Genomic DNA, 16,236 nt, shown 5'->3' with positions numbered 1-16,236 from the left:
GTTGGGGTGGGGGCCGACGGCGTAGCGCAAGGCCGCCGGCCCCCACCCGCTGCGACTGAAGAACAAGTTCGCAAGTCTCGCTGCCCTCCCCTGAAGGGGAGGGGCTTAAATGGCCTTCCCCTTCGTCCGGCTTGTCGTTAGGGCCGCACGGTTATGACAGATCAACTTACCCTGACCTCCGCTGCCGATTTTTCGGCGATCACATTGGACGATGTGCGCGCGGCAGCGGGGCGAATTAACGGCGCGGTCGTCCGCACCCCGACGCTCCATTCGCAGACGCTGTCCGAAATGGTCGGCGCCGAGGTGTGGCTGAAGTTCGAAAATCTGCAATTCACCGCGGCGTACAAGGAACGCGGGGCGCTGAACGCCTTGCTGTTGATGGCGCCCGAAGCCCGCGAACGCGGTGTGATCGCGGCGTCGGCGGGCAATCATGCGCAGGGCCTTGCCTATCATGGCAAGCGCCTCGGCGTTCCCGTTACCATCGTGATGCCGAGCACGACGCCGCAGGTAAAGGTATCGCAGACCGCGAGCCACGGCGCGACGATCGTGCTGTTCGGCGAGAAGTTCGACGACGCCTATGCGCATGCGCGCGAGCTGGAAGTCGAGCGCGGGCTGACCTTCGTCCATCCCTTCGACCATCCGCATGTCGCGGCGGGGCAGGGGACGGTGGCGCTCGAAATGCTCGAGGATGTGCCCGAGCTCGACACGCTGATCGTGCCGATCGGCGGCGGCGGGTTGCTCGCGGGCATGGGCACCGCGGCGCGCGGGATCAAGAACGACATGCGCCTCGTCGGCGTGCAGGCCGAGCTTTACCCGTCGATGTATGCCGAGCTGAACGGCGTCGACATGGCGTGCGAGGGCGATACGCTGGCCGAGGGTATCGCGGTCAAGGAACCGGGATCCTATACCCGCAAGCTGGTCGCCGAACTCAATGATGACATCGTGCTGGTCGCCGAACGGCATCTGGAACGCGCGGTCAGCCTGCTGCTTCAGATCGAGAAGACGGTGGTCGAGGGCGCCGGTGCCGCCGGGCTCGCGGCGATGCTCGCGCACCCCGAGGAATTTGCCGGGCGCAAGGTCGGACTGGTGCTCACCGGCGGCAATATCGACACGCGGCTGCTCGCGAACGTGCTGCTGCGCGATCTGGCGCGCTCGGGCCGCATCGCTCGGCTGCGCATCCGCTTGCAGGACCGGCCGGGCGCGCTGTTCAAGGTGATGAAGCTGTTCGACGAGAAGCAGGTCAACATCATCGAAATCTATCACCAGCGCATCTTTACGACGCTGCCCGCCAAGGGGTTGATCACCGACATCGAGTGCGAAGCGCGCGACCGTGAGCATCTCGACAGCCTCGTCACCGCGCTCCGCGATGCGGGTTATATGGTGACGACGGTGGAGCTGGCATGATCAGGCAGGCCCTCTCCTTCAGGGGAGGGCAGGGAGACTTGCCAGCTTGCTGGCGTAGTCGCAGCGGGTGGGCGCCAGCGGCCTTGCGCTATGCTGATAGCCCCCACCCCAACCCGTCCCCTGAAGGGGAGGGGCTTGCTATGGCAAGCCGATGAAAGACTTCATCCTCTCCCTCACCGCCACCCCCGACGCCATCGACGAGCTGGGGCATGTCAACAATGCGGTGTGGGTGCAGTGGATCCAGCAGGTCGCGACGGCGCATTGGGACGCCGCGGCGCCGCAGAGCCACAAGGACGCCTATATCTGGGTCGTGGTGCGGCACGAGATCGATTATCTGCGCGCGCTAGGCCCCGGCGAGACGGTGACCGCGCGGACGTGGGTCGCCGACAAGCCGCAGGGGGCGAAGTTCGACCGTTTCATGGAGTTCGCCGGCGCCGACGGAAAGGTCCATGTCCGCGCGCGGACGGTATGGGCGCTCCTCGACAAGGCGAGTGGGCGGCCGCTTCGGGTGACCGACGAAATTGTTGCGCCTTTTCTGACAAGTAACTGAAGGTAGGATCAATAGACAACTGGAACCTTCCCTTTTAATATTCACCAAGGATATTTGAGGGAGGGCTGACGATGGCGATCTCTTCATTGCCGCAACTAGACCGGTTTTTCCTGACAGACGCGGGTCTGGAAACCGATATTTTGTTCAACAAGGGCATCGACTTGCCCCATTTTTCGTCGGTGACCTTGCTCACGTCCGACGAAGGCTTCGACGTCCTCGATGCCTACTATCGCGATTTCCTCGATCTGGCGCGGCGGATGGGGACGGGATTGATCCTCGAAAGCGCGACCTGGCGTGCGAGCCCCGACTGGGCTGGGCCGCTCGGCTTTTCGTCCGATGAACTCGACGCGTTGAACGGCGCGGCGATCGAGCTGCTCGGCGGATTGCGCACCGAATTTGCCGATGTCCCGGTCGTGATCAGCGGCTGCATCGGGCCGCGCGGCGACGGCTACGATCCCGGCAAGATCATGCGGATAGAGGAAGCGCAGGGCTATCATGCGCATCAGGCGGGCGTGCTGGCGGGGGCGGGCGTCGATATGCTGGCGGCGATCACGATGACGAATGTTCCCGAGGCGGTGGGCGTGACGAATGCGGCGAAGGCGCTGGGGCTGCCGGTCGCGATCAGCTTCACCGTCGAGACCGACGGGCGGCTGCCGACGGGGGATGCGCTGGGCGATGCTGTCGCAGCGGTCGATGCGGCGACCGGCGGCTACCCGGCCTATTATATGATCAACTGTGCACATCCGACGCATTTCGATGCGGTATTGGATGACAGCGCGGCGTGGACGGCGCGGATCGGCGGGGTGCGCGCGAACGCGTCGTGCCTCAGCCATGCCGAGCTCGACGTGATGACCGAACTCGACATCGGCGATCCCGCCGACCTTGCGGTGCGACATCGCGCGCTGATCGACCGCTTTCCGCAGATCAAGGTCGTCGGCGGCTGTTGCGGCACCGACTTGCGGCATGTGACGGCGATCGCGGAAGCCTGTGCGGCGTAGCGTGGTTGCCAGCGCGCGTGCGCGGGCATAGGCGTTCGCCATGCTGATCCGTCCCGCCACGCCCGAAGACGCCGCCACGATTTGGACGATTATCGAGCCGGTGATCCGAGCCGGCGAGACGCTGACGCTGGATCGCGAGATGGGCGAAGCGGCCGCGCTCGCGTATTGGTTCGACACCGACAAGGAGGCGTTCGTTGCCGAAGAGGGCGGCGCCATCCTCGGCACCCATTATCTGCGCGCCAACCAGACGGGCGGCGGCGCGCATGTCGCCAACGCGGGTTATGTGACCGGTGCGGCGACGACCGGGCGCGGGGTCGCGCGGGCGATGGGCCTGCATTCGATCGAACATGCAAAGGCGCGCGGGTTTCGCGCGATGCAGTTCAACTTCGTCGTCAGCACCAATGCGCGCGCGGTGGGGCTGTGGCAGTCGCTGGGGTTCGAGATCGTCGGCCGTCTGCCGGGAGCCTTCGATCATCCGGTCGAGGGGTTTGTCGATGCGCTGGTGATGTTCCGGACGCTCTGACTATTCCCTGGCGCGTTCGCTGAGCGGCTTGTCGGCGAGCGCGTGCAGCGCCTTCAATATCGCGCCGTGGACGTCGCCGACCTCTTCGAAGAGCGCGCGATATACCTCGCTTATCCGCGCGCTGTAGGCGTCGATGCGGCGTAGCTGGTCGTGGCCCGCATCGGTCAGCCGGAAAATCTTGCGCCGCGCGTCCGCGGGGTCGGCGTGCTGGGTGATAAAGCCAAGGCGAAGCAGCGCAGGGCATTTCTGGATCACCAGCTGGTGCGACTGGCCGAGCGCGCGTGCGAGGTCGGCGGCCGAGGCTTCGCCGGCTTCGAGGAGTGCGGTGAGCAGCGAGCAGGACCGCACGGGGACGGTGATACCCGCGGCGTCGAACAAGGGACGCGTCTGTTCCTCGATCCGCTGGCTCAGCGCTTCGCTGAGGCGGCCGAGGAACGAGATGTCGTCGAGATCGGTCGAGATGTCAGTCGAGGCGGGCATAGGTCTGGGTCGTTCCGTCGCGGTCGATGCGTTCGAGCGCCGTGACCTTGCCGCCTTTGCGCACGATTCGGAAGCGGAAGTCGCGTACACCTTCGATCGCGAGCAGGTCGCCGGCGAGCGGTTCGAGCGTCAGGCGCAGCCGTTCGCGCCAGGTATAGAGCAATTTGCCCTCGACGAGGTCGATGCGCCGTCCTTCATAGCGGCCGGCGATCGCCTTGAGCGCGGCGGTGGTTGGCTGGGCGCGCGGGGCGAGCATGGGCGCGAACCAGTCGGCGTCGGCCCGTTTCGCGGGATCGGCCTTCGCAAGATCGGCGAGCGCAAGGCGGTGCGCGACCGCGAGGGCGTCGGCCGAGGCGACGTGATGATCGGGCGTGACGCCCTGTCCCTCGAAATCGCTGCGGTCGATAGGGTCGCGGATCTGACCGATCGGCACCTGCACGAAAAAGTCGGTGCCGACGGGCTTGCGATCGACCGGATGCGCGCCGCCCGCGGTGCGTTCGCCGACCAGCGTCGCGCGGCCGAGTTTCTTGAGTGTGTAAGCGAACCATTCGGCGGCCGAGAAGCTGGTCGAGCCGGTGAGGACATAGACGGGTTTTCCGGTCAGCCGCTTCGCGGGCAGCGCGGGGAGTACCCATTGGCCGCGTTCGACGCGGCGGCCGTCGAGCGTGTAATAATAGTCGAACAGTTCCTGATCCTTGTCGCCCGGGAAGAGCTGGCTCGCGAGCAATTGGGCCATCTCGAGATAACCGCCATTGTTGTAGCGCAGGTCGTAGATCACCGCGTCGCCATTCTCGATAAAGCGCATCGCCGCCGCAGCGGCGTCATAGCCGGGTTCGGGGTCGGCGAAATGCGTCAGGTCGACATAGGCGATATTGCCGTCGAGATAGCGCAGACCGGCAAAGCCGAAATTTTTCCGCACCTCCTCGCGCCGTTCAGCTTCGCGCACCGCGGCGGCGCGGGCGGGGTCCTGCCGCGCGGCATAGTCGGCGACCCATGCCGGATCGACCCCGACCGAGAAATGCAGGTCGTTGCTTGCGGCGATCAGATCGTCGGTCAGTTCGCTCGCGAGCGTGCGCCGGTCGGGCGCGGCGTCATACTCGCCGGCGTCGAGATGACGGCGCAGCGCCGCGGCGATGGTCCTGGCCTTGTCGGGAAAGACATAATTCGCCTCGAGCGTCTTACCGAGCTGCTCGACGACGGCGCGCTTGTCGGCGGCCGTGAGCGGCGCGTCTTGCGCCGTGGCGGCGCTTCCCGTCCATGCGGTTGTGGCGGCCAGAATGAGTGCCCAATGGCGGATTTTCATTTGTCTTCCCGTCTGCTCTGTGATTCGTACAACATATTGCGCAATATGTTGTAATTATCATCGACGCAAGCCCGGCGATTGATCGAGGCGGCTGGAAGGCTGGGGGAACCATCATCGGGCGAGGTGGTTTTTCGTGTGCGGCGCGGGCGTGAGAGGAGCCATCCATGGAAACGCAATTGCTGCACCGCGGGCGGTTGATCGATCATATCCAGCTGGTCGTCGCCGACCTGACGGCGAGCCGCGCCTTTTACGGTGCGATCTTCGATGGTCTCGGCGTGCCGATCGGCGGTGAGGCCGAGGATTATTTCTGGGCCGATGAGCTGTTCGTATCGACGAAGGACAGTGAGGCGGCGCTCGGCAAGCTGACCGGCCGGCACCATCTGGCCTTTCAGGCAGCGGACCGGGCCGCGGTCGATGGTTTTTACAAGGCGGGTCTTGCGGCGGGCGGGCGCGACAATGGCGCGCCGGACGAGCGGCCCTATCATCCGGGCTATTATGCGGCCTTCCTGCTCGACCCCGACGGTAACAATATCGAAGCGGTCTATCATGGTGCGCATCAGCGCAGCGCGCCGTCGGTGGAGATTCGCTTCGAAGGCTGATGCGAACTGGAGCGTAAAGCCATTCCGGCCATCTTGCCCGCTCAGCATCTTCCGCGCCCAAAAATGAAGCCCGCCGGCAAGCCGACGGACTTCAAGAGAGCAAGATGGCCTTGGTTCCATCTCCCTCGGGTCGCACCGTCTTAATGTCCGATTCGGTGGATTATTTCACTACCCAGGTGGGTAGGGGACAGAATATTTTCATTTTATCGCATTGCGCTTGCCTTCGCGCGCCGGCTCCTCTCAAATGACATTGCTGCGGGTCTTCTGGGGGGAAGTGCATGCAGAGCGACCAGCTACCGACCTTTCCGTCCGACCATAATGCGCCGGCCGAATGGGAAGTGCTCAACGCGCTGATCGGCGAAATCTATGATTCGGTGCTCCATCCCGAAAGCTGGAACGAAACCCTCGCCCGCATCACCGGCACGCTTTGCCCGCTGAGCTGGGAGGCGGCTTTCATCCTCTGGGAAGGCAACAGCCCGCCGAGCGCGCGCTTCGTCGCCGCGACCGGGCTCGCCGCCGGGGTGCAGGAAATCTACACCGCAGTGTACGCCGGCAACCACCCCTGGTCGCGCAAACTGATGCGATACGGCAATGGCAGCGTCGTCGACAGCAACGACATCATGACCCGCGACGAGTTTCTGGAAACCGAATTCTTCCGCAACTTCCTTGCGCCCTGGGGGATCGACCGGATGATCGCGGTGCTGCTCGACAAGCGCGGCAGCGAGCGGCTCGGGCTGATGCTGCCGGGCCCCGGCGACCGCGATGTCGGACGATTGAAGCGCGGGCTGCGCGTCCTCGCCCCGCATATGCAGCGCGCGATGCGGATCAGCGACCGCATCGCGACGCTCGACCTGGCCGCCGGCGCGGCGCGCGCCGCCGCCAACGCCGCGCCTTTCGCGATTTTCAGCCTCGACGACCAGCTCAACATTCTCGCCGCGAACAGCCGTGCCCCGCGCTATGAACGCGCGGGCTTCATTCGCACCGCGCAGGACCGCTTCGCCTTCACCCATCCTGCCAGCCAGAAGCGATTGCTCGACCTCGTCAAAAGCTCCGACCCCGCCGGCCTCGCCTTCCAGGCAGTCGGCGACGCGGACAGCGAATGCCCCGTGCTCGTCGCGCGCGTCACGCGCCAGTCGGCGCAGCAACTCGGCGGTGTGCGTCTCGGCGCCTCGCTGATCGTCACGCTCGGCAGCGCGCCGGGCGAGACCCCGGTGGTCGAAATCGACCGCGTCGCGCAATGGTTCGGGCTGACCCCGGCCGAAGCCCGCCTTGCCGTCGCCCTTGCCGCGGGCGACACGCTGAAGGACTATGCGGCGCTGCGGGCGGTCAGCGTCAACGCGGTCCGCTTCCTTCTGAAAGGGATATTTCGCAAGACCGGCGCGACCACCCAGGCCCAGCTCGTCGCGCTGCTCGCGCGCCTGCCTGCGCCGGGAGCGAATTAGGCGCGTCGGCTTCGCTTACGCATATCCCACCCAGCCGCGCCAGGTGAAGGCGGCGTAGAATTGCTCGACATCGTGGAAACCGGCGGTGCGCAGCACGTCTTCGTCGGCTTCGGGGCTCAGCATCGCGACGTGGGTGGCGACGGCTTCGCGGCCCTTGGCGACTTGTTCGGGGTCGCCGCCCGATGCGATGGCAAAGGCGGCGTAGCGGTCGAGCCAGCGGTCGCGTTCGTGCGCGCCTTGCGGGAAGCTGCCGTGCGCGGCCACGAACGGCGCGCCGGGTTTGAGACGGGCGCGGATTTCGGCGGCGGTGCGGATGCGTTCCTCGGCAGCGAGGAAATGAAGGGTGAGGAGGCAGGTCGCGCCGTCGAACGGGCCGGCCGGGGCGTCGTCGATATAGCCTTCGACCAGCTCTGCGCGACCGGCGTTCGGCCCAAGCACCTCAGCCGCGAGATCGAGCATCGGCCCCGCGGGATCGACCCCGGTGAAGCGCCAGCCCGGATGCGCCTCCGCCATCGCCTTCATTTCGCTGCCGCCGCCCGCGCCGAGCACGAGGATATGCGCGTCGTCGGGGACGCGCTCGGCGAGCAGGAGCCCGGTCATGCGGTGGAGCCCGTCGAGCCCGGGCACGAAGCGCCGCGGCCCTTCGGTATAGCGCGCGACCGCTTCGGGGTCCTTGAAGCTGTCGAGGAAATGTTGGGCGCCTTCAGCCATGAATATGCTCCTGTGCGGTGGTGGGGGATCGTGCGGCCATGCGCGCGTGGAAATCGGCGGCGAGCGCCGCGAGCGTTACCTCGCCGAAGCGCGCGAGCAGCAGCACCTCGGCCTCTTGAAAACTGCTATCGAGCGCGGCGTTGACCGCTTGCTCGACGAGGCAGCCGGGCGCTTCGGTGCGGTTGCCCATCGCCATCAGGCTGGGCCGGCCGATCGCGTCATAGACGTCGCGCATCGTGATCTCGGCGAGATCGCGCGCGATCGTCCAGCCGCCGCCATGGCCCTTTTCGCTATGGACGAAGCCCGCATCGCGCAGCCCGCCGAGGATCCGGCGGATGACGACCGGGTGCGTCTGCATGGCTTTCGCGAGCTGGTCCGAGGTCATCGGTGTGCCCTGTTCGGCCATGTGGAGGAGGACGTGGAGCACGCCCGAGAGTCGGCTGTCGCGTTTCATGTAACTTCAAATAGTGCAAGAAACGCGATCGTCAAGGCCGGACTTGATCGGCGAGCGCGGCGCTGTTACGCCTGCTCGCGATGACCAACGACCGATCCACCCGATTCAAGGCGTATTGGCGCTCCTTTACATAGGAGCGGCATGGCATCACCTGTGACCATCGCCGCCGTGTTCGGACAAGGCGAATGGTCATCATGACACCACAACCCCCCGGTCACGGCGTGCGCTTTTTTGAAGAAGACGCGACATGACCGATACCTTGCTTGCCCTGTCGACCGACCATTGCCGCATCACGCCGCTCTTTGCCGATGATGCGCGCGCCTTGTCCGCGATCACCGACGAGACGGTGACCTCGCAGGTCGATTTCCTGACCGCGCCCTTCACCGAAGCCGACGCGCGCGCGCTGATCGCGGGATCGGGCGGCGGCGATGTGTTTCATGCGGTGCGCGACGAAAGCGGCCTCGATCTCAACGGTGTGATCGGGGTGCACCGTCGCATGGGACAGGAATATGAGATCGGTTACTGGTTCGCGGCGCGCGCGCGCGGGAAGGGTATCGCGACCGAGGCGGTGCGCGCGGTCGTCGGCGCGCTCGCCTCCTCGCGGCCGGGCTGCTCGATCGTCGCCGAATGCCATCCCGACAACGAGCGATCGCGTGCGCTGCTGCGGCGGATCGGCTTCGTTTCGACGGGGCGCACGGGGCGGCGACCGGGAAGGATGCTGATGGCATGGCGCGCCGCGCCCGCCTATCGCATCGACGTCTGCTGAGTGATCCTCCCTGTCGCGTAGCGATGGGGAGGGGGACCGCCCGTAGGGTGATGGAGGGGCCGCGACGTCGCGTTATAGCCCCTCCGTCAGCGCTTCGCGCTGCCACCTCCCCACGCCTACGGCGCAGGGAGGATCAATCCGGCTCCGACACCTCTTCGGTCAGCGCCTTGACGATCGCGGCGACCGAGGTGGGCGCATAGGCGAAGCCCATATGGCCGCAGTCGACCTCGACCTGCCGGTCGCTTTCGTGCGGCTGGCCGCGCGCGCTGCTGACCGCGACGACGCCGTCATGTTTCGACCAGAGCGCGAAAGTCGGCATTTCGGGGCGCGGCGCGGGGTGGAAGTCGATCGGCGGATTGTCGACCGGATGGCGCGCGACGAGGTGATAGAGGCGCCATGCGCGGTTGGCGCGGCGACTGCCCGAAAAGGGCGAACCCAAGGTGACGACGCGCGCGACTTTGCCCGGGTGATGCTTGGCATATTCGCGCGCATAAATGCCGCCAAGGCTCCACCCGACGAGCGCCGGAGCATAGCCGGTGCGGTCGATGATCCACTGCACGCGGGCGTCGATGCGATCGATGATGTCGGGGGTCGCGCCGCGGTTGAAGCCGAGGCCCCAGGCGTAACAGCGGAAACCCGAGCGGCGGAGGTCGGCGCGCAGCGCCTTGGTCGCCCAGTCGCCCGACAGGAAACCGGGGAGGACCATCACCGGCGGATGGTCGCTGTCGGGGTTGGGTTCGGGCGGCATCGGACGGATGCGGCCGCCAAGAGCGCGCGCCAGCGACCCGATCTCGCGCCACAGCAATGTCAGCGGCGGCAGCGAGTCGGGATCGGGAATGCGCGCGGGCCATTCGGCGCGCCGGGTGAGGAAGCCGCGGATCATCGTGGGTCTAATCCCATAATCGTCATTCCCGCGAAAGCGGGAATCGGTGGACCCCTTGCTCCACCCCCCAGATGGGGAAGCCGGACCCCGGATCAAGCCCGGGGTGACGAAATGAGGGTCAGCGCTTCGGGACGAGCTTCACCAGCTTGCCGCCGTCGCCGTCGGTGAGCAGCCAGATCGAGCCGTCGTCGCGCACCTCGACCTCGCGAATACGGTCTTGGAAATCCCAGCGGTCGGATTTGTGGAGCTTGTCCCCGTCGATCGCCATGCGCACAAGTCCCGCGCCAGACAACGCACCCATCAGCAGGCTGTTCTTCCAGCCCGGGTAGAGGTCGCCGCCATACCAGACGAGCCCGGCGGGCGACACCGACGGGTTCCACCAGAGTTTCGGCGCCGCGAATTCGGGGCGCGTCGGATGGTCGGGAATATCCTTGCTGTCATAATGGTCGCCGTTCGACACGATCGGATAGCCGTAATTCGCCTTCGCCTCGACCAGATTGACCTCGTCGCCGCCCTTCGGCCCCATTTCCTGGTTCCACAGCTTGCCGGTGCCGTCGAAGGCCAGCCCCAGGATGTTGCGGTGGCCGAGCGACCAGATTTGCGCGGTCACGCCGCCCTCACTGGCGAAGGGGTTGTCGGCGGGGACGCTGCCGTCGGGATACAGGCGCAGGACCTTGCCGAGATTGCCGGTCATGTCCTGCGCGGGCGTGAACTTCTGGCGCTCGCCCGATCCGATGAAGAGATATTTGCCGTCGGGCGAGAAGGCGAGGCGGTGCGAATAATGGCCCTGCCCTGTGACCTTGGGATCCTGTTTCCAGATGATCTGGAGTCCTTCGAGCGCCGGGGCGGCGCCCTGTTTGAGCCTGGCCTTGCCGACGACGGCGCCATAGGTTTTGCCGACGCCGGGTTCGGCCCAGCTCAGATAGATGGTGCCGCTGGTCGCAAAGTCGGGCGCGACGATGACGTCGCCGAAGCCGCCCTGACCGCCATAGGCGACCGCGGGGACACCCGCGACGTCGAGCGTCGGGCCGCTTTCCTGCCACAGCTTCAATTTGCCCGATCGCTCGGTGACGAGCGCCGCGCGCGTGCCGGGGACAAAGGTCATCGCCCAGGGTTCGTTGAAGCTCGCGACCTCCTTGACCGTGAAGGGCGCGTCGGCGAGCGGCGTCGCGGGCTGCGCGCCCGAGGCGTCGAGTTTGGCGGTGTCGGCGGGCGCGGCCTCGGTCGACGCCGGGGCGGCCGAGCAGGCGGCGACGGCCAGTGCGGAAATCAGGGCAAGATGCGGCAGATTTTTCATCGAAAGGGCTCGCTTCGCTGGGGACGGATGCGTCGTTCTGACGCGCCCTTGCCGCAAAGTCGAGAGGGCTTAGCGGCTCGCGGCCTCGCGCCGCGCGGTGATCGTCTCGACACTGTCCATGATCGCGTCGACCGCTTCGCTCGACGGCGGCGCGTCGGCGCGCTTCTGCGAAAACTGGCCGCTGTTCATGATTTCCTCGAGCGCGGCGCGGGCACGCGAGACGCGGCTTTTCATCGTGCCGAGCGCGCAGTCGCAGATGCTGGCGGCTTCTTCATAGGACAGCCCGCCGGCGCCGACGAGGATCAGCGCCTCACGCTGGTCCTGCGGCAATTCCATCAGGCCGCGCTGGAGGTCGGCCATCTCGCCGCTGTCTTCCTGGCTGGCGGGGGTCGACATCGTACGCTCGACCGCGGTCTCGTCATATTCGCCGACGAACTTGTTGCGGCGCATCTGCGACAGGAAGGTGTTGCGCAGGATGACGAAGGTCCACGCCTTGATCGAGGTGCCGCGTTCGAACCGCTCGCGCGACGCCCATGCCTTGACCATCGTGTCCTGCGTCAGATCGTCGGCGAGGTCGGGATTGCCCGACAGGCTGCGGCCATAGGCGCGAAGGTGCGGAATGACGCCGGCGAGCAGCGTCTTGAATTCGCTGTCGGACAGGGTTTCGGCCTGCGGCTGCGAAGCAGCGGCGGTGGTTCCGGTCATTATTGCTTCGAGCTTTTCTGATCGAGCTGGGAAAGAAGGTCGAGCATATTATCGGGCAGTTTTTCGGCGACGACATTGCCATAGATCATGCGCAGCTTCGCGCCCACCGGCTCGGGCGCCTGCCGCCCGGTCAGGGTGCGGTGCCACTGGTCGCCGTTCGTGCCGGGAAAGCTTCCCAGCGTGCGGTGCGGCGCGTCGGCGCCCGGGGGAAGGGGGCTCTTGCCGTTCATCCTGTTGTTGCCTTGCGTAGCCATGCGGGAGCAACGACGGGAACGGCCCCGGGTTCCCATGCCGCTGGTTTTTTCGACGAACCGTGTTGCGGCAAAAGCACAATCTCTGGTCCGCCCGGCATCGGTTACTGCCTCTTTGGGTGCGCTTTTGGTTCCCATAATGGATTCAACCCGCTAAGCCCTATGTCTATTCAGCGGTGCTTCAGGGCGCCCAAGCGATCAGGATTGTGTGACTAGCGACGAAACGCCTCAGCCGCTCGACGATGCCAGCTTCAAGCGCGAACTCGCGGCGATGTTGCCGCATCTGCGCGCATTCGGGCGCAGCCTGACGGGTAACGCCGACCTTGCCGACGATCTGGTGCAGGAAACGATGCTGAAGGCGTGGAAGGCGCGTGCGCAATATGTGCCGGGGCCCGCCAGCATGAAGAGCTGGGCGTTCGTCATCCTGCGCAATTGTTTCCTGTCGCAGATGCGGCGCAAGAAATTCACCGCCGAATATGACGAGATGGCGGCCGAGCGGTTGCTTGTCGCGCCCGACGACCAGGACGACAGCCTGCACCTGGCCGACGTGCAGCGCGCGTTGATGCTGCTGCCGGTCGACCAGCGCGAGGCGCTGGTGCTGATCGGGGCCGGGCAATTATCCTATGAGGAAGGTGCGGCGATCTGCGGCTGCGCGGTGGGGACGATGAAAAGCCGCGTGTCGCGCGGCCGCGCCGCGCTGCAGACGATATTGGAAAGCGGCGAAATGCCACGGCGCAGCACCGACGTGGTGCCATCCAGCGAGGCGTTCCGCACGATCATGGACAATGTCGATCAGCTGACCGCGAACGGTCCCGCCGGGGACTGAGGCTGTTTCGGTAAATGCTTCTCCTCTCCCGCAAACGGGAGGGAGAAAAAGGACGCCCTATGCCGCGAGCTGCGGCGTGAAGAGCAGGCTCTGGCTGATCGCCGCGCGCACGGTGTTTTCGCGGAACGGCTTTGAAATCAGGAAGGTCGGTTCGACGCATCCGCCCGTGAGCAATTTTTCGGGAAAGGCGGTGATGAAGATCGCCGGGACCGGCGCGATCGCCAAAATGTCCTGCACCGCGTCGATCCCCGACGATCCGTCGGCAAGCTGGATGTCGGCAAGGACGAGCCCCGCGTCGGTCCGTTCGAACGCCGCCACCGCATCTTCGTGGGTCGTCGCGATGCCCGCGACGCGGTGGCCCAGATCGCGCACAATCTGTTCGAGCTCCATCGCGATCAGCGGTTCGTCTTCGATGATCAACACCGAGGTTTGCGATTCGCGGTCGAGTTCGCCGACCGCATCGGCGAGCAGGGTTTCGACCGTCGGCCCGTCGGTGCCGGTGATCAGCCCGGCCTCCTCGACCGAAAAGCCCTCGAGCGCGGTGAGCAACAGGATCTGCCGGCCGAGCGGGGTGATCTGGACGAGGCGCCGATGCGCGGCGCGGACGAGCGGGTGCTCGCCTTCATCGCTGTCTTCGCCCTCGTCGATATAGGCGCTTTCCCAGATGCGGTGGAAATTGCGGTAGAGGTCGATCCGGGTGCCTTCGCCGCTGTGGAATTCGTCGGGCGCTGCAACGATGACTTCGAGCGTCGTGTGGACGAAATTGTCGCCATGCTGCTGGCTGCCCGTCAAAGCCCGCGCATAACGGCGCAGGAAGGGCAGATGCCCGCGAAGTTCCTCACCCAATGTCATCAAAAAATGCTCCCTCTTGAGTGCAGTCATACGCGTCCCGGCGCGGGTCGGTTCCGCGTGGCGGCCGAAAGAGCGGCGCGGGGCGCTGCAACTTGTCGCGCCGCGGTGCGTAGAGTCTACCGGGACGCGAAGATGTTGCAGTGTAAGTTGGTGGAATGAAACCACTTTCCCTTTGCGCGGGATGTGTGCTTTTGTAGGGACCATTTTCATGGCAGAGCGGCGCCCCGGGGAAATGAGCGATGCAGGGCCATCGGCATCGCAAGGCAGCGAGGGACGGGTATTGGCGGACGGGGGAGACGAAGAGGCGGAACGGGCCGAGAGGCTGCGCCTCGACACGCTTCGTGAATATCGCATCATGGATACTGCGCCCGAACCAGCGTTCGACCGCGTGACGAAAATGGTCGCCGACTTGTACGGCGTGCCGATCGCGCTGGTCTCGCTGGTCGACGATTGCCGCCAGTGGTTCAAATCGGCCCATGGCCTCGATACCCCCGAAACGCCGCGCGAGATGAGCTTTTGCCAATATGTCATCGCCGAGGAGCGGCCGGTGATGGTAACCGACGTGCTGGGCGATCCGCGCTTTCAGGACAATCCGCTGGTGACCGGCGACCTGCACATCCGTTTCTATGCCGGGGTGCCGCTGCGCGCTTATAACGGCGCGATCCTCGGCAGCCTGTGCGTGATCGACCGCGAAGAACGCGGACCGTTGACCGATGTCGAGCTCGAGCGGCTCGGGGATTTCGCCGGGATCATCATGGCCGAGGCCGATCTCCGCCGCATCGGCGTCGAGCGCGACGAGGCGCGCCGGACGCTCGAACGCGCGCTCGATTTTTCAGGGATAGCGACGTGGCAATATGATCCGCGCACCGACCGGCTGAACACGCAGGGCGCCGGCGCCGAACTATGGGGCTCCGAATTCCAGGCGATGCTTGCGACCGGCCACGGATTTTTCGATCTCGTCCACCCCGACGACCGCGCCGCGTTGCGCGAGATACTGAAGGAAGCGATCGCGAACGGGACGCCCTATGCGGCCGAATATCGCGTTCTCAATCCCGAGCGCGGGGTGCGCTGGAACGCCGTGCGCGGCGACTGGGATGTGCGGTCGGACGATGCAATGCTGACCGGGGTCAGCATCGACATCACCGAACAGAAAAGCCGGCAGGAAAATGCCAATCTGTTGATGCGCGAATTGCACCACCGGATGCGCAACCTGTTCGCGACGGTTAGCGCGATCATCTCGCTCACCCGTCACGCCGCGCGCGATGTCGACGATTATGTCGAGCGGATCAGCAGCCGGCTCGACGCGCTCAACCGTGCGCAGAATGTGCTGCTCGGCGCCAATTTCATGACCGGGTCGATGCACGCGCTGATGCGCGAAGTCGAGGCAGCCTTTCCGCGCATCCGCTGGTCGGGCCCCGACCTGCTGCTGCCCGAAAACGCGCTGGTCGCGATGGCGCTGGTGTTCAACGAACTCGCCACCAATGCGGTCAAGCATGGCGCGCTGATGACCGACGCGGGCCGCGTCGAGGTCAACTGGTCGCAGGATTCCAAAGGCAGCGAGGCGCGGATGTTCCGCCTGACCTGGACTGAAACCGGAACGCAGGGGCCGATCGGGCCGCCCGACCGCACCAGTTTCGGTACGCTGCTGATGGAACGCAGCGTGCGCAACAATCTGGGCGGCACGATCGCGCGCCACTGGGAACCGACCGGGCTGGTGGTCGAGATCGCGCTGCCCGCAAAGTGGCGCGAGGCTTAGGCGCGGCGAGCAATTTGTTCTCTTTATGTTCCTATGCTAGCCATAGGGTATGTCCGCCAAACCGATTCTGGAAAAGCTCGCCATATTGGCCGATGCGGCCAAATATGACGCGCCCTGCGCGTCGTCGGGGACGGTGAAACGCGATTCGGTGGCGACCCGGAAGTTCGGGCGCGGCTTTACCGGATCGTCTGGCGCGCGGCGCGCGACCGGCATTTGCTCGCGCGGACGACCGATACCGAGGTCGATTGCGCCGCTGCTCGCGGGCGCCGAAGCGCGGGTGGAACGCATGCGCGAAGCGGCCGTTTCCATGGCGAACCCTCTGACCGACAAATGGCGGACGCGCGTGCCCGACGAACTGCTCCTCGATGATGATGTGAAAACGCTGGGTGACGTCGCGCGCGCGGTCGATCGCTGCCCGCGCTGCCCGCTCTATTGC

At 65.7% G+C, this 16,236-nt stretch carries 18 protein-coding genes and 1 pseudogene; 10 read left to right on the top strand and 9 right to left on the bottom strand.

Going from position 1 to position 16,236, the window contains the following annotated elements; all coding sequences use genetic code 11:
* Positions 1-153 precede the first annotated feature (153 nt).
* The 4 genes from ACREBX_RS15960 to ACREBX_RS15945 all read left to right on the top strand — a co-directional run bounded on the left by ACREBX_RS15960 (position 154) and on the right by ACREBX_RS15945 (position 3,475).
* Positions 154-1,404, top strand: coding sequence for a threonine ammonia-lyase (locus ACREBX_RS15960; RefSeq protein WP_431562721.1), 1,251 nt, complete (start codon positions 154-156; stop codon positions 1,402-1,404).
* A 151-nt stretch (positions 1,405-1,555) separates the two neighbouring features.
* Positions 1,556-1,954, top strand: coding sequence for an acyl-CoA thioesterase (locus ACREBX_RS15955; protein WP_431562720.1), 399 nt, complete (start codon positions 1,556-1,558; stop codon positions 1,952-1,954).
* 71 nt (positions 1,955-2,025) lie between these two features.
* The gene (locus ACREBX_RS15950; RefSeq protein ID WP_431562719.1) at positions 2,026-2,952 is read left to right on the top strand and encodes a homocysteine S-methyltransferase family protein; all 927 of its coding nucleotides are present in this window, start codon (positions 2,026-2,028) and stop codon (positions 2,950-2,952) included.
* Positions 2,953-2,992: 40 nt separating this feature from the next.
* Entirely contained in the window at positions 2,993-3,475 is a 483-nt protein-coding gene (locus ACREBX_RS15945) for an N-acetyltransferase family protein (protein WP_431562718.1), read from the top strand.
* On the opposite strand, the gene ACREBX_RS15940 is transcribed toward ACREBX_RS15945, so the two are convergent.
* Entirely contained in the window at positions 3,476-3,955 is a 480-nt protein-coding gene (locus ACREBX_RS15940) for a MarR family winged helix-turn-helix transcriptional regulator (protein WP_431562717.1), read from the bottom strand.
* A complete protein-coding gene (locus ACREBX_RS15935) occupies positions 3,939-5,258 on the bottom strand; it encodes a S41 family peptidase (RefSeq protein WP_431562716.1) in 1,320 nt (439 codons plus the stop codon). The genes ACREBX_RS15940 and ACREBX_RS15935 overlap by 17 nt, the downstream gene beginning before the upstream one ends.
* 164 nt (positions 5,259-5,422) lie before the next feature.
* Between ACREBX_RS15935 and ACREBX_RS15930 the strand changes: the two genes are divergently transcribed.
* Both ACREBX_RS15930 and ACREBX_RS15925 read left to right on the top strand, forming a co-directional pair.
* Positions 5,423-5,857, top strand: coding sequence for a VOC family protein (locus ACREBX_RS15930; protein ID WP_431562715.1), 435 nt, complete (start codon positions 5,423-5,425; stop codon positions 5,855-5,857).
* A gap of 278 nt (positions 5,858-6,135) precedes the next feature.
* Positions 6,136-7,299, top strand: a complete 1,164-nt coding sequence (locus ACREBX_RS15925) for a helix-turn-helix transcriptional regulator (RefSeq protein WP_431562714.1) — start codon at positions 6,136-6,138, stop codon at positions 7,297-7,299.
* Positions 7,300-7,314: 15 nt separating this feature from the next.
* On the opposite strand, the gene ACREBX_RS15920 is transcribed toward ACREBX_RS15925, so the two are convergent.
* Complete coding sequence (locus tag ACREBX_RS15920; protein WP_431562713.1) at positions 7,315-8,010, bottom strand: class I SAM-dependent methyltransferase; 696 nt, start codon at positions 8,008-8,010, stop codon at positions 7,315-7,317.
* A complete protein-coding gene (locus tag ACREBX_RS15915; RefSeq protein ID WP_431562712.1) occupies positions 8,003-8,464 on the bottom strand; it encodes an RrF2 family transcriptional regulator in 462 nt (153 codons plus the stop codon). The genes ACREBX_RS15920 and ACREBX_RS15915 overlap by 8 nt, the downstream gene beginning before the upstream one ends.
* A 247-nt stretch (positions 8,465-8,711) precedes the next feature.
* Here ACREBX_RS15915 and ACREBX_RS15910 point away from each other — a divergent pair, with 247 nt between their 5' ends.
* Positions 8,712-9,230, top strand: coding sequence for a GNAT family N-acetyltransferase (locus tag ACREBX_RS15910; protein ID WP_431562711.1), 519 nt, complete (start codon positions 8,712-8,714; stop codon positions 9,228-9,230).
* Positions 9,231-9,363: 133 nt separating this feature from the next.
* Here the strand turns inward: ACREBX_RS15910 and ACREBX_RS15905 are convergent, their stop codons facing one another.
* The 4 genes from ACREBX_RS15905 to ACREBX_RS15890 all read right to left on the bottom strand — a co-directional run bounded on the left by ACREBX_RS15905 (position 9,364) and on the right by ACREBX_RS15890 (position 12,345).
* Positions 9,364-10,113, bottom strand: a complete 750-nt coding sequence (locus ACREBX_RS15905) for an esterase/lipase family protein (RefSeq protein ID WP_431562710.1) — start codon at positions 10,111-10,113, stop codon at positions 9,364-9,366.
* Positions 10,114-10,231: 118 nt separating this feature from the next.
* Positions 10,232-11,410 (bottom strand): PQQ-dependent sugar dehydrogenase, encoded by a 1,179-nt coding sequence (locus ACREBX_RS15900; RefSeq protein ID WP_431562709.1) that lies wholly within the window; start codon positions 11,408-11,410, stop codon positions 10,232-10,234.
* A 69-nt stretch (positions 11,411-11,479) separates the two neighbouring features.
* Positions 11,480-12,115 carry a sigma-70 family RNA polymerase sigma factor gene (locus tag ACREBX_RS15895; RefSeq protein WP_431562708.1) on the bottom strand — a complete coding sequence of 212 codons (636 nt, stop codon included), beginning with the start codon at positions 12,113-12,115 and terminating at the stop codon, positions 11,480-11,482.
* The gene (locus ACREBX_RS15890) at positions 12,115-12,345 is read right to left on the bottom strand and encodes a NepR family anti-sigma factor (RefSeq protein ID WP_431562707.1); all 231 of its coding nucleotides are present in this window, start codon (positions 12,343-12,345) and stop codon (positions 12,115-12,117) included. Before ACREBX_RS15890 ends, ACREBX_RS15895 begins: the two co-directional genes overlap by 1 nt.
* Positions 12,346-12,637: 292 nt before the next feature.
* Here ACREBX_RS15890 and ACREBX_RS15885 point away from each other — a divergent pair, with 292 nt between their 5' ends.
* Positions 12,638-13,192, top strand: a complete 555-nt coding sequence (locus tag ACREBX_RS15885; RefSeq protein ID WP_431562722.1) for a sigma-70 family RNA polymerase sigma factor — start codon at positions 12,638-12,640, stop codon at positions 13,190-13,192.
* Positions 13,193-13,249: 57 nt separating this feature from the next.
* Here ACREBX_RS15885 and ACREBX_RS15880 read toward each other — a convergent pair whose 3' ends face one another.
* Positions 13,250-14,044, bottom strand: a complete 795-nt coding sequence (locus ACREBX_RS15880; protein ID WP_431562706.1) for a response regulator — start codon at positions 14,042-14,044, stop codon at positions 13,250-13,252.
* Between the two features lie 280 nt (positions 14,045-14,324).
* Here ACREBX_RS15880 and ACREBX_RS15875 point away from each other — a divergent pair, with 280 nt between their 5' ends.
* Both ACREBX_RS15875 and ACREBX_RS15870 read left to right on the top strand, forming a co-directional pair.
* Entirely contained in the window at positions 14,325-15,800 is a 1,476-nt protein-coding gene (locus tag ACREBX_RS15875; RefSeq protein WP_431562705.1) for a sensor histidine kinase, read from the top strand.
* Between the two features lie 49 nt (positions 15,801-15,849).
* Positions 15,850-16,236 (top strand): annotated as a pseudogene (locus ACREBX_RS15870) (hypothetical protein); the annotation flags it as partial.

This window comes from Sphingopyxis sp. (genome assembly GCF_050725655.1).
Classification (GTDB): domain Bacteria; phylum Pseudomonadota; class Alphaproteobacteria; order Sphingomonadales; family Sphingomonadaceae; genus Sphingopyxis.
Note: the sequence above shows the minus strand (reverse complement) of the source record. Positions and strands in the feature narration are given on the sequence as shown.